The 13,211-nt window shown below is 48.2% G+C and carries 7 protein-coding genes, 2 tRNA genes and 3 rRNA genes; 4 read left to right on the plus strand and 8 right to left on the minus strand.

The annotated features are described in order from the left end of the window. Positions 1–2,385, plus strand: a complete 2,385-nt coding sequence (locus K8S15_08060; protein ID MCD4775991.1) for a PAS domain-containing protein — start codon at positions 1–3, stop codon at positions 2,383–2,385. A 12-nt stretch (positions 2,386–2,397) separates the two neighbouring features. Beyond that, positions 2,398–3,006, plus strand: coding sequence for a response regulator (locus K8S15_08065; GenBank protein ID MCD4775992.1), 609 nt, complete (start codon positions 2,398–2,400; stop codon positions 3,004–3,006). Here K8S15_08065 and K8S15_08070 read toward each other — a convergent pair. Next, positions 2,998–3,540 (minus strand): 4Fe-4S binding protein, encoded by a 543-nt coding sequence (locus K8S15_08070; GenBank protein MCD4775993.1) that lies wholly within the window; start codon positions 3,538–3,540, stop codon positions 2,998–3,000. The genes K8S15_08065 and K8S15_08070 overlap by 9 nt on opposite strands. A 221-nt stretch (positions 3,541–3,761) precedes the next feature. On the opposite strand from K8S15_08070, the gene K8S15_08075 reads away from it, so the two are divergent. Further along, a complete protein-coding gene (locus tag K8S15_08075; protein ID MCD4775994.1) occupies positions 3,762–5,450 on the plus strand; it encodes a hypothetical protein in 1,689 nt (562 codons plus the stop codon). An 87-nt stretch (positions 5,451–5,537) separates the two neighbouring features. Here the strand turns inward: K8S15_08075 and K8S15_08080 are convergent, their stop codons facing one another. Continuing rightward, a complete protein-coding gene (locus K8S15_08080; protein MCD4775995.1) occupies positions 5,538–6,347 on the minus strand; it encodes a hypothetical protein in 810 nt (269 codons plus the stop codon). Positions 6,348–6,609: 262 nt separating this feature from the next. On the opposite strand from K8S15_08080, the gene K8S15_08085 reads away from it, so the two are divergent. Next, on the plus strand, positions 6,610–8,934 hold the full coding sequence (locus K8S15_08085; protein MCD4775996.1) for a T9SS type A sorting domain-containing protein: 2,325 nt from the start codon (positions 6,610–6,612) through the stop codon (positions 8,932–8,934). On the opposite strand, the gene K8S15_08090 is transcribed toward K8S15_08085, so the two are convergent. The 6 genes from K8S15_08090 to K8S15_08115 all read right to left on the minus strand — a co-directional run. Beyond that, positions 8,901–9,047: a hypothetical protein gene (locus K8S15_08090; GenBank protein ID MCD4775997.1), complete on the minus strand. Its 147-nt coding sequence runs from the start codon at positions 9,045–9,047 to the stop codon at positions 8,901–8,903. The genes K8S15_08085 and K8S15_08090 overlap by 34 nt on opposite strands. An 89-nt stretch (positions 9,048–9,136) precedes the next feature. Continuing rightward, positions 9,137–9,253, minus strand: a 5S ribosomal RNA gene (gene rrf / locus K8S15_08095). A 65-nt stretch (positions 9,254–9,318) separates the two neighbouring features. Then, a 23S ribosomal RNA gene (locus K8S15_08100) occupies positions 9,319–12,323 on the minus strand. A 108-nt stretch (positions 12,324–12,431) separates the two neighbouring features. Next, positions 12,432–12,507: transfer RNA gene (locus tag K8S15_08105), tRNA-Ala, on the minus strand. Positions 12,508–12,533: 26 nt separating this feature from the next. Continuing rightward, positions 12,534–12,610 (minus strand) — tRNA-Ile (locus K8S15_08110). Between the two features lie 117 nt (positions 12,611–12,727). Next, positions 12,728–13,211 (minus strand): 16S ribosomal RNA (locus tag K8S15_08115); the annotation flags it as partial.

Raw genomic sequence — 13,211 nt, forward strand, 5'->3', positions numbered from 1 at the left:
ATGAATACAGCTGAACTATCCGGCCTTCTGGAAAGTGAAAGCGCCGGAATCTGGAAATGGGAATTGAAGACAGGCTATGTGGAGTTCAACGAAGTCTGGGAAAATGTGCTTGGGTTTTCTTCCTCTGAAATCGATCACAATATTGATTTCTGGCTTGATCTGCTCCATCCCGACGAATCCGTTTATATCATGCATGAGGTTTTCAGGTGCAGGGATGGAATAATTCCAGTATTCCGTGCTACTCATCGCCTCAAAAAAAAGGACAATAACTGGATCACCGTACTATCAATTGGCACTGTCGTTAAGGCTCAGGAGAATGATGAAACTGATTACTTTTTATGTAACCAGTTCATCGTTGATGATGATATAAACACTCATGATTATCTGCGGTTTCATCGTGATCTTGGAATTGCCCTCAGCTCAACAACTGATCTGAATACCGCTGTGCAGATTTCTCTGGAAGCAGTTCTGCAGTTCAATACTGTTGATGCAGGCGGTGTGTATTTACTTAATCATGAAACAGATACTTTTGAACTTATCGAATACAGAGGGTTACCGGATTGGTTTGTTGAGAACAATAAATACTATTCTGCTGGTTCCTCGATGGGTATGCTAATGAAAAACGAGAGAACCATCTATCTTCAGTACGATGAGCATTCACCTTTCCCGGAGGAGCACAACGAGACGGATCAAATGTCAATAAATGCTCTCCTGCCAATAAAACACCTTGGAAAACTTGAAGCCGTGCTTTTTCTCGCCTCCAGGACAAAAAAGGACATACCGCCATCCGTCTACGATGAAATTGAGGGAATAGTACAGAAAATCAGTGGAACTATAGGCAGAATCAGAGCAGAGAACAGAATGAGAGTCAGTGAAGAAAAACACAGGATTCTATTGGAACGGATAGGAAGCCCCATTCTTGCGGTTAATGGAAACATGAAGATTCTTTTCAGCAACATAGTACTTGAGAATGTTCTTGATAACAGATCAATTAATGGGGAATTGGTAAGTACCGTCTTTTCAGGACAACTGGAAAAAGTACTAATCCGGGAATTCGGAGAAGTGTTTGAAACAGGAAAGCCACGACATGTTCTGGTTGAACACGAAGATCATATCTGGAATGTATTCTTCTCATCTCTTCCTGATGGAGTTCTTGCTATATTGCAAGATATCACAGCCTCAGAAAAAGCAAAGGAAAAACTCGATTTCAAAAGCAGATTCGAAAACCTTTTAATCGATATATCCACCGGGTTTATTGAAATGCAGGGAAACGCTCTTAATCCTGGCATTAACGATGCGCTTATGAAGGTCGGTACATCTATCCAGGCTGATAGATCGTACCTGTTTCAGGTTGACAATGCGGCCCGAACAGTATCCAATACTCATGAATGGTGTGCTGATGCAATAGAAACCCATATAGATAATCTTCAGAATCTTCCTTTTACTTCCATTCCATGGTGGATAAGCAAATTGACGAGACACGATACTATCAGCATTCCCTCCGTTGCAAACCTTCCAGAGGAGGCTTCAGCTGAAAAGGCTATTCTCGAACAGCTGTGCAATCAGTCGATGGTGGCAGTTCCAATTGTACATGGCGAGAATCTGATTGGTTTTCTGGGATTCGATTCGGTTCACCGGGAAAGAACGTGGAGCGAAGACATCATCGATCTTCTCCGGATTGTGGGAGTCGCGATGAGTAATGCGCTTCTGCGAAATCGAATGGAAACCGAACTCAGGAATATGTATCTTAAAGCTGATGAAGAAGCCAGAATGAATGCTACTCTGCTTAAGGAAGTGAACCACAGGGTAAAAAACAACTTATCCGAAATTATCGGACTTCTTTACGCACAGCTGCGGTATACTGAGGAGACAAAGAGCATAAGTGATTTTGTTCCCAGTCTAATAGGAAGAGTACAGGGACTCGCTACAGTTCACAGCATGCTGTCAAATTCCGGTTGGAAGCCTCTGAAGATCAGCGAGCTGGCCAGAGAAATAATCAGCGGTACCATATCCGTCAAACCGGGAGGACAGAGAGTATTCTCTACAGTACATGATTCAGATGCCAAGGTTAACTCGAACCAGGCTCATTCACTTGCGCTGATATTCAATGAACTGGTCAGGAATTCTATGAAGTACGCATTTAGAGACATTGAACACCTACGGATATCAGTGAATATTCATCAGGATGAGTCCGGTACGATCAGTATAAATTACCGGGATAACGGTTCGGGATTTCCCGGTGAAGTGCTCCGGATGGAAAAATCAGGATTGGGAATTGACATTATTAGAAATATGGTTTCGAAAAATCTGCAGGGCGAATTGACTATGGCCAATGATGCCGGAGCGATAACTGAAATAACTTTCACTGAAAACGAAGTGATATAGAAAGGACAGATAATGACTGAAAGAAGCGACATATCCGTTCTGGTTGTCGAGGATGATCATCTTGTATCCGAGATGGTGAAAGGTATGCTAAAAGAGCTTGGATACAGTATAGCTGGAGAAGCTGAAGACGGGCACGAGGCTGTTGAGATGGTGAGATTGTTACATCCTGACGTAGTAGTCATGGATATCAGAATGCCAAGAATGAACGGGATTGAAGCTGCCATTCTGATTCAGAAGCACTTCCCGACTCCGGTTGTTATACTGAGCGCGTACGAAACGGAAGACCTTACAGATAAAGCTATCGAGGCAGGAGTAGGCGCGTACGTTGTGAAACCACCGAAAGCACTTGAACTGATGAGGGCAATTGAAGTATCTCTTGCGCGATTCAGCGATATGGCCAAATTAAGAGAACAGAGTAACAAGCTGCAGGAGGCTCTGAGAAGAGTAAAGCAACTTACCGGAATACTCCCAATCTGCAGGAACTGTAAAAGGATCAAGGATGAGGAAGGAGAATGGCATACTCTGGAAGACTACATACAAAAACACTCAGAAGCAGAGTTCAGTCGCGAATTATGTCCGGTATGCAGAAAAAAATTGTATCCTGAATCCAATTCAGAGTAGTAGAAAGCCGGTAAGAATCTGGAATTCATTGCTGCCAACCCGAATACGGTAGTTTCCGGAAGCTAAATCGGATAGATCAATCAGGGCTTCTCCGTCAGACGAAACAGTAGTCGATAACACAAGCCTTCCGTAGACATCAAATACCTCCACCTGATTGCCGACAGTTGCTCCTGTCAGGAGAACAAGCCCTGAGGAGGGGTTTGGCCCGAATAACAGTTGTTCTTCGGTTTCATCCCCCGATAGTCCTTCGTACCAGTATTTGTAAATCGCTCCGCGTATACAGTGGGGAGCGCAATTACCACACCCATTACAAAGGTCAGGGTCAATCACCGCATCAGGACCATCCATATAAAGGGCACCTGTCGTGCAATACGGAATGCAATTACCGCACCCGTTGCATATCAGTGGATCAACCTGGTATATCCATATTATTGCATACGTTAAAGGTACCAGTGTGAATAAAATCGCTGCAGTAATCCATCTACTCCTGAAAAACACTGAGATACATCCTCTCTGGATTTCAGCCGTGATCATCGCGACAGTAATTGAAATATTAGCATGTTACTTATCCAGATTAAAATATACTCCAAGGCATGGTGATTGAGCAATATCACCGTCACGTTTGATCATGCAACAGCAAACCTGTTCGACTTCATATGGTTTGCCGGATTATGCCTCTATGTTTTGGGATATAAGTGAGACTATATTTCATCAGTAGGAACTAAACTATTTTCTTTTGCTTCTGGAGGAATCAGGTGTTTTTAAGCAATTGTAACGGAACAATGATACTGGTAACGATTCTAGCTGTGTTCACTGTTTCTGCCTTCGGGGAGGAGCCTGCTTTCAGCCATGAGATTCAGCTCCCATCCCTTGAAGAAATGGGTCCCATCGACCGTGTGACAGATTCTGAAGTTCGCCTCACTCCCCCACCAAATCCGCAGGTCGGAGATTCGTGGATCTGGTACCTTTTCACATGGGAGTCTATGCCGCCCCACTTCATACAGGACACGTGCGTGGTTCGCGGGAAGAGCGACCGTGGCTATGTAATGGTCAGAGACTGTGAATGGAATGTAACAATAAATCAGGCTGATGTGGACTCCATCCTTGAGCACTGGGAAAACTCCAGTATCGGCCCCTATCCCAACCGGGGCATTTATGAAATTGACAGCCTCTCTTTCGGGGTTCCTCCGGACGAACTTGATAACGATCCACGTATTTACCTTATGTGGTACAACTTCCATGTAGCTGCAGACGGCTTCTTTTTCTACTTCGATGAGTATCCCGATGGCACATTTCCCGGTTATCCAAGCAACGAATGTGAGGTTCTCTACCTCAATACCGCAAGCTCGGGAGGCCCTTCCGGAGATTATATGCTCGCGGTAGCAGCGCATGAGTTCGAGCACTTGATCCACTGGAAATACGATGATGATGAAAGCACATGGGTTGATGAGGGTATGGCCGAACTCGCAATGTGGTTTTACGGACACCCTGACGTAATCACATCGTTCAACAACCACCCCGACAACAACCTGACGGTGTGGGACGGTAACTGGGCCGATTACATTCAGACCTATCTCTGGTCACTCTACTTCTTTGAGCGTTACGGCGGACATCCTGCTGTTTTCGCGCTGGTGCATGAGCCTGCCAATTCCATGGCCGGTTACGATAACGTCCTTGATGATTTCGGCTATTCTGAGAACACCGATGATATTTTTATTGACTGGTCAGTTGCCAATTTCCTGGATGACACCAGTCTCGTAGATGGAAGGTACGGTTATATCGGTGATGATCTTCCCCCATTTTACGCAAAAACATATTCATCGTATCCTGTGGCTGCCAATGGGACAGTAAATAACTGGGCGACAGACTACTACCGTTTTGAAGTTATCTCTATCGAGAATCTCACGCTTACTTTTGACGGTTCCGATAGCAACAAATTCGGTGTTCGGGTGTTGTTTCTTCGTCCAGACTCCATCGTGGTTCTTCCGATGACTCTTGATGAGCCAACACAAAGCGGATCACTTGAAATAAACAACCTAACCAATCCCCTCGACCAGATTGTTCTTGTTATAGCCAGTGTTTCAAGTTCCGGTGGCCCTGATTATCAGTTCACCGCATATGATCCTCTTGGAATTTCTATTGATCCATCACAACTCACAACAAATATCGATCTCATCCTTACTCCGAACCCATTCAGCAGCGTTGTTGATATTCAGTTGAACTGGAACGGTACTATCGCGGCTGCAAATCCGACGATCGATATTTACGATCTGCAGGGGAGAATCGTTCAGAGGCTCACAGCTGATGTTCTTTCAGATGGAGAGGCATCGGTTCAGTGGAACGGAGACATTCAGGCCGGTACTCACGCTAATGCGGGCATCTACTACGCCCGTGCCAGAGTGGGCTCTGCTCAGTGTGTGGCAAAACTGTTACTGCTCCCGTAACCTGCACCCGCCTGATGTTTCCGGTAAAATAGATGTGGGGATATGGCATAACTGCCATATCCCCTTCTTATCTTAGATGCTACTCGCTTAGAATATCGTCTTTATTGTAGCCCAGGTTTCATTATCGAGGGCACCTGAATTGTTTTCAAGTATGAATGGAAGTCCCTTTGGCTCCAGTGAAGCGCTATCGTCTATAGGATTCCACATGGAATCGAAATACTGAATAGCATCCCCGGTGTTCAGTTGGCCGTTTATTGTAACAGGTGGAGTCCAGGGACCTGATGACCCGGTTCCATCAAGCTGCCAGACAAGGAAGTATGTTCCCTCCGATAGGACTATAGGAGATGCAAACTCACATACATTGGCCATAATGGGTCTATCGGTACTTGTGCCCGAAGTGGGAGGTTTAACTCTGTAACAGTTCATCCATGACGAAGAAGTCATGACATCAGTGAAAAGATCGCCATAAACGGATGTACTTGTTTCGGGGTGTCCGTCGAATATTTCTATATAACATTCGAGGATAGTTGATGGAGGTCCGGAACCTGTCTGGTAGCCAAACACCGTTAAGGTACTAATTTCCCACGTTTCTCCTGATGGAACCGTGAAGTCATCAGCCAGCCTGATATCTGCTCCCCACTGGCAACCGAAACCGTTAACAACCTCCGAAGCGTCCACAATGGATTCGTCAGCTCCGCCAACACCCGTTCCGACACTTGTAACGAGGGGACCGTTATCCCACAGGACATCCTTGGGTCCATCCCAGATGGGCCCGGCATTGCCACTTTCGGAAATATCTGCAGGAAGAGTAGCTCCTGTATCCTCAGTGGTCTCGCTTGCAATTGCAGGAATGACCAGCAACAGCGAAACGAGAATCGAAAGTGCCACAGTTTTCATCTTTCACTCCTTTTTTGTTTAATGGATCGTAACGAACCCTGTCAAAAGGCTTATTTCTTTATAATACTACTATACTAAATCGTATCCGTTTCTGCATCTTTTTTATCAACAGAATAATTGTAATACTATTTAGAACCTTTACCGTCAATGAATGATGCTAATAAAACAGCCTGTTGAACAGGGTAATTGCTATGAAGAATCCGGAAATACTGGATTGATTATCAGAAACCACTTCACCATTATCAGACAAGGAGACCATACTTTGAAAAATGTAGCATTGAATACAAGTCGATGGAGTAGATGTACTTCGTCCGGAGTCCTTCTGCAGATGTTTGTTCTTCTTGCAGTGACATCGATAGCCGCTGCCTATTCAGGGAGTCTGGTGGTAAGTCTCCATTCCGGAGAGTATGAAATAGTTCAAAATCTCGATGGTCACAGAATAGAGATGGAAGGCTTCAGCCAGCTGATGACCCCCGGAAAGCCCATGCTTCCCATGAAACGATTCCAGATTCTGCTTCCCCCGGGCGCCAGAGCGGTATCTGTGGACGTGATCGGTTCCGGTGCAGATGAATTACCCTCTTATTACGACATTCAGCCATTCGAGGGAGTTCTCCCTCTTCTCAACACACCGTATCTGGAAGAAGAGCTTGTCAGGCTTGATGAAGAGTGGCATGCAAACCACGAAATCGTTTACCTCAGTGACCAACCGTATCCTGACAGGATCGCCTGGCTATCCGGAGCAGGCACCCTTCGCAAATACTCTTATGCATCGATAGCTTTCTGCCCGATCACCTATCATCCGATTTCCCGGCGGCTTATTTACCATGATCGTGTTGATGTAGCCATTAACTACACGCTGCCTGACGAGGGAGATGCCGAGGCGGAGCATATAGAGCGACTCCTTGCAGACTGCGTTGCCGATGAAAGGGCAGAGCGGCTTTTTATCAACTACCGGACATTCGCCGGACAATACACTTCCAGCAGAATTGAGGCGCAATTTGACGATCTGTACGATTACGTTATCGTAACCACCAGCGACCTGATCGGCTCTGTTACATCATCCGCTTTTCCCGCATGGAAGGCGGAACTCGGGTACAGTCTGAAAACCGTTCTTACAACCGACCCTTTGATAGCTGATCAGCCGGGTGTGGATCTGGAGGAGCAGATAAGGAACTTCCTCAGGGAGTACTACGGGCTATGGGGAATTGAATATGTACTCTTTGTAGGTGACTATGCCACAGTCCCGATGCGTATATGCTATCCTGACTCGTCTTTTCACGTATATGATCCGTCCAATCCAAATCTTTTCGCGCCAGGTACGCCCACCGACCAGTACTACACAGACTTGTCCTATCCTGATTCGCTGTCCTGGGATCTGGACGGAGATGGATTTGTCGGTGAGTACAACCAGGATCTTCCCGACTTTCTTCCGGAGATCTATGTTGGAAGGATTCCGGTGAATGACACCGGTCGTATTACGTACACCCTTAATAAAACCGTTACTTTTGAGCAGGATGCCGGGAGCTGGAAAAAGAATGTTCTCCATCCGACCACCATTCTGTTTTTTGAGAATCAGAATTTCAGCGGATATCCGTTTATTGACGGAGCTTCTGTGATAGACTCCATCGAAACCGGTCTTATGGACGGCTGGAATATCACACACATGAGTGAACAGTTTGGTATCGTGACATCTCTGTTCGATTGGCCAGCTGTGAGTGAGGGTGTATTTATCAATCATTGGCGCAACGGCCAGTTTGCGGTGGTCAACTGGTCAGGACATGGCTGGTCTAACAGTGTCTCTCGGTCGGTTTGGGAATGGGATGACGGTGATGGTGTTCCCGAATCGAGTAATGGAGAGTTTTATAACCTCTCGTTGCTTAACACTGTTACTTCAACCAATCTGGATGATGATTATCCTTCGGTTGTATTTGCGATCTCGTGCAATGTGGGTTATCCTGAACCAAACGCATGGGGGAACCTGGGCATTGACCTTGCAACTAAACCGGGGTCTGGCTCAGCGGTAGGCATGGTGAGCGCTTCGAGACCTTCGGCTATCTCGTCAGACTGGAAAAATAACCCCGGCGGAGCGGAGCAGATATGCTTCGATTTCAACCGTTACCTTATAAGTGAAGGCGAGCATGTGGGAGTTGCCCTGTACGACGGCAAGTACGATGCTACGACCGTTTACGGCTGGTCACATATCTACGAGTACGGGAATCTATACAATGTCAACCTTTTTGGTGATCCATCTCTGGAGGTTGCAGGCTACCCGACCGGTATTGAGGGGGGGGAAACAGCTCCGGGAATGATGCCCCCTTCTCTTTTCCCTGCATATCCCAATCCGTTCACGTCATCGACAGCATTACGTCTTACCCTGCCGACTTCAAGCAAGGTGCTTGCTGTGGTTTACGATATAAGCGGCAGGCAGGTTGCATCGCTTATGGAAGAAATGCGTCCCGCCGGAGAGCTGCTGCTCTTCTGGGATGGCAGAGACAACTCCGGAGAATCGCTTGGGCAGGGTATCTATTTTGCAGTTATCACAGTTGGTAATCATCAGGCAGTTCGGAGAATGATGCTGTTAAGGTGATACCCAGCTGACCGTCCCTCTTCTCTGGCTACGGTAATGATGATCTCATCACTTCCGCCCAAATCACTCCAGTTGGTTATCTCACCTTCGAAGATGCCTCTGATAGCATCCATTGAAAGCTCATATTACCCTCCTATGCGTGAACTGAACGAGAAAACCCCCGGGAGGGTTGGAAACCCGGGGGTCTTCTTTGCGAAATTAAAGCCGGCAGTGTCCTACTCTCCCAGAAGGTGACCCAACTAGTACCATCGGCGCTGGAGGGCTTAACTTCCGTGTTCGGAATGGAAACGGGTGTGGCCCCTCCGCTAAGACCACCGGCATTTGCCAGTTCTTTCAAATCTATGCAGGAAATCAAGAAATCCGTTATAACCGTAGTAATATTTAGTGTAGAAGCCTCACGGCCGATTAGTACTGCTCGGCTGAACATGTTACCATGCTTACACCTGCAGCCTATCAAACTCATAGTCTCTGAGTGGCCTTAAGGATCATAAATGATCGTGAAGTCTAATCTCGGGGCCGGTTTCACACTTAGATGCTTTCAGCGTTTATCCTAGTCCGCACATAGCTACCCGGCGATGCCCCTGGCGGGACAACCGGTACACTAGAGGTGCGTCCACTCCGGTCCTCTCGTACTAAGAGCAGAACCCCTCAAACTTCCTACGCCCGTGGAGGATAGGGACCGAACTGTCTCGCGACGTTCTAAACCCAGCTCGCGTAGCGCTTTAATGGGCGAACAGCCCAACCCTTGGGACCTGGTCCAGCCCCAGGATGCGCTGAGCCGACATCGAGGTGCCAATCCGCCACGTCGATATGAACTCTCGGTGGCGATAAGCCTGTTATCCCCGGCGTACCTTTTATCCGGTGAGCCACGGCCCTTCCACTCGGGACCGCAGGATCACTAAGACCTACTTTCGTATCTGCTCGACTTGTCTGTCTCGCAGTTAAGCTCCCTTATGCCTTTACACTCGACGCGCGATTGCCGACCGCGCTGAGGGAACCTTTGTGCGCCTCCGTTACGCTTTAGGAGGCGACCACCCCAGTCAAACTACCCACCTGACACTGTTCGGGAACCGGATAACGGTTCTCCGTTAGAATTCCACCATACAAAGGGCGGTATTTCAAGGGCGACTCAACCACAACTGGCGCCATGGTTTCATAGTCTCCCGCCTATCCTGCACATTATACGCCGAAAGCCAATGTCAAGCTGCAGTAAAGGTGCACGGGGTCTTTCTGTCCTTCCACGGGTAAACGGTATCTTCACCGCTACTGCAACTTCGCCGAGTCCATGGTTGAGACAGTGCCCAAGTCGTTACACCATTCGTGCGGGTCGGAACTTACCCGACGAGGAATTTCGCTACCTTAGGACCGTTATAGTTACGGCCGCCGTTTACTGGGGCTTCAGTTCTAAGCTTCGCCAACATAATTGAAGGCTAACTCTTCCCCTTAACGCTCCAGCACCGGGCAGGTGTCAGTCCCTATACATCGTCTTGCGACTTAGCAGAGACCTGTGTTTTTAGTAAACAGTCGCCCAGGCCATTTCACTGCGGCCTGATCCAGCTCCGATGGCAAGCATCTTCACCAGATCTGGCATCCCTTCTTCCGAAGTTACGGGATAATTTTGCCGAGTTCCTTAACCATAGTTATCTCGAACACCTCAGGATTCTCTCCTTGCCTACCTGTGTCGGTTTGGGGTACGGACACCTGATAGATTCGCTTAGAAGTTTTTCTTGGCAGCATGGAACCGGTCACTTTATGAGCCTAGGGCTCTCGTCATCACTCCTCAGAATTAACAAAAAGACGGATTTTCCTGTCTCTTCTCCCTACGAGCTTGAACCGGGATTTCCATCACCCGGATGACCCTACCTTCTGCGTCACTCCATCGCTCAAACACCTATCCGGTGGTGCAGGAATATTAACCTGCTTCCCATCGCCTACGCCTTTCGGCCTCGGCTTAGGATCCGACTAACCCTGGGCGGATCAGCCTTGCCCAGGAAACCTTAGGCTATCGGTGTGAAGGTTTCTCACCCTCATTGTCGCTACTGATGCCGGGATGATCACTTCCATACGCTCCAGCATTCCTTACAGAACACCTTCGGCGCGAATGGAACGCTCTTCTACCACTCCGACCAAAGGTCGGAGTCCACAGCTTCGGCGGTACGCTTAGCCCCGATTATTATCGGCGCATGAAAGCTTGACTGGTGAGCTATTACGCACTCTTTAAATGAATGGCTGCTTCTAAGCCAACATCCCAGTTGTCTGAGCGCTCTCACTTCCTTTGATGCACTCAGCGTACTCTTAGGGGCCTTAGCTGGTGGTCTGGGTTGTTTCCCTCTCGGCTACGGAGCTTATCCCTCGTAGCCTGACTGCCGTGGAACATGTAACCGGCATTCGGAGTTTGGTTGGGGTCAGTAGGTTTGTTGGCCCCCTCACCCATCCAGTGCTCTACCTCCGGTACATTTTTGCACGACGCTAGCCCTAAAGCTATTTCGAAGAGAACCAGCTATTTCCAGGTTTGTTTGGCCTTTCACCCCTACCCACAGTTCATCCCCTAATTTTTCATCATTAGTGGGTTCGGACCTCCACTTGGTTTTACCCAAGCTTCATCCTGACCATGGGTAGATCACCTGGCTTCGGGTCTACCGCATGCAACTATACGCCCTATTCAGACTCGGTTTCCCTTCGGCTCCGGCCCTTAAGGCCTTAACCTTGCTACATACGAGTAACTCCCCGGCTCATTATACGAAAGGCACGCCGTCACCCCTCAAGGGGGCTCCGACTGCTTGTAAGCATACGGTTTCAGGTACTATTTCACTCCGCGCCAGCGGTACTTTTCACCTTTCCCTCACGGTACTAGTTCACTATCGGTCACAGGCGAGTATTTAGTCTTAGGCAGTGGTCTGCCCAGATTCATACCAGATTTCACGTGTCCGGCACTACTTGGGAGAGTATTCCAGATCCAGTGTCATTTTTCGCTTACGGGCCTTTCACCCTCTTTGGGAGTACTTTCCAGAACATTCTGCTAAATGACATTTCGATCCGAGGAGATACGCGCTCCTCCGATTACTTCCCGCAACACCGACGGCGCAACGCACGCGCTGCTTACACGCCGCTCGGTTTGGACTGTTCCCTTTTCGCTCGCCACTACTGGGGGAATCGAATTCTCTTTCTTTTCCTCCGGGTACTTAGATGTTTCAGTTCTCCGGGTTTGCTTCCCTAAACCTATGTGTTCAGTAAAGGGATACTCAGGGATTAGCCTGAGTGGGTTTCCCCATTCGGAAATCTTCGGGTCAAAGGTTGTTTGTACCTCACCGAAGCTTATCGCAACTTACTACGTCCTTCATCGCCTGCCTGTGCCAAGGCATCCACCGTATGCTCTTAGTAGCTTCTACACAAATATTAATACTAAGATTACAGAAACGGATTTTGATCTCGTTTTCCCTGCATAGATGTCAAAGAACTGTACGATAAACTCGTTGAAATTATTTTATCAGGCTGTCTGGTGGAGATGGCCGGGCTCGAACCGGCGACCCCCGGCTTGCAAAGCCGGTGCTCTCCCAACTGAGCTACACCCCCGAGATAATCATCTGGAGTAACAAGCGTGGTGGGCCTGACTAGAGTTGAACTAGTGACCTCACGCTTATCAGGCGTGCGCTCTAACCAACTGAGCTACAGGCCCATGTCAGACGTGCGATCTCTCCAGGTTAACCTGTTAAGGAGAAGACGGAATCGCAGGCCTGGCCTGCGCTCAACCTGAGTAACATGAATGGATTTAACCATTCATTGTACACCTTAGAAAGGAGGTGATCCAGCCACACCTTCCGGTACGGCTACCTTGTTACGACTTAGCCCCAGTCATTAGTCTCACTTTCGGCGTCTCCCTCACGAGGTTGGGTCGACGACTTCGAGTGCTACCAACTTCCATGGCTTGACGGGCGGTGTGTACAAGGCCCGGGAACGTATTCACCGTGGCATGCTGATCCACGATTACTAGCGATTCCAGCTTCATGCAGTCGAGTTGCAGACTGCAATCCGTACTGAGGCCGGCTTTATGGGATTTGCTCCACCTCACGGTATTGCTCCCCTTTGTACCGACCATTGTAGCACGTGGTTAGCCCAGGGTGTAAAGGGTCATAATGACTTGACATCATCCCCACCTTCCTCCGGTTTATCACCGGCAGTCCTGCTAGAGTCCCCGGCATTACCCGATGGTAACTAACAGCAAGGGTTGCGCTCGTTGCGGGACTTAACCCAACATCTCACGACACGAGCTGACGACA

It is taken from the genome of Candidatus Aegiribacteria sp., from assembly GCA_021108005.1.
Lineage (GTDB): Bacteria > Fermentibacterota > Fermentibacteria > Fermentibacterales > JCC-6 > Aegiribacteria.

What these genes read in the sequence shown, in the direction of transcription:
- K8S15_08060 (MCD4775991.1), top strand. Translation starts at nt 1, where the DNA reads ATGAATACAGCTGAACTATCCGGCCTTCTGGAAAGTGAAAGCGCCGGA.
- K8S15_08065 (MCD4775992.1), top strand. Translation starts at nt 2,398, where the DNA reads ATGACTGAAAGAAGCGACATATCCGTTCTGGTTGTCGAGGATGATCAT.
- K8S15_08070 (MCD4775993.1), bottom strand. Translation starts at nt 3,540, where the DNA reads ATGATCACGGCTGAAATCCAGAGAGGATGTATCTCAGTGTTTTTCAGG.
- K8S15_08080 (MCD4775995.1), bottom strand. Translation starts at nt 6,347, where the DNA reads ATGAAAACTGTGGCACTTTCGATTCTCGTTTCGCTGTTGCTGGTCATT.
- K8S15_08090 (MCD4775997.1), bottom strand. Translation starts at nt 9,047, where the DNA reads ATGGATGCTATCAGAGGCATCTTCGAAGGTGAGATAACCAACTGGAGT.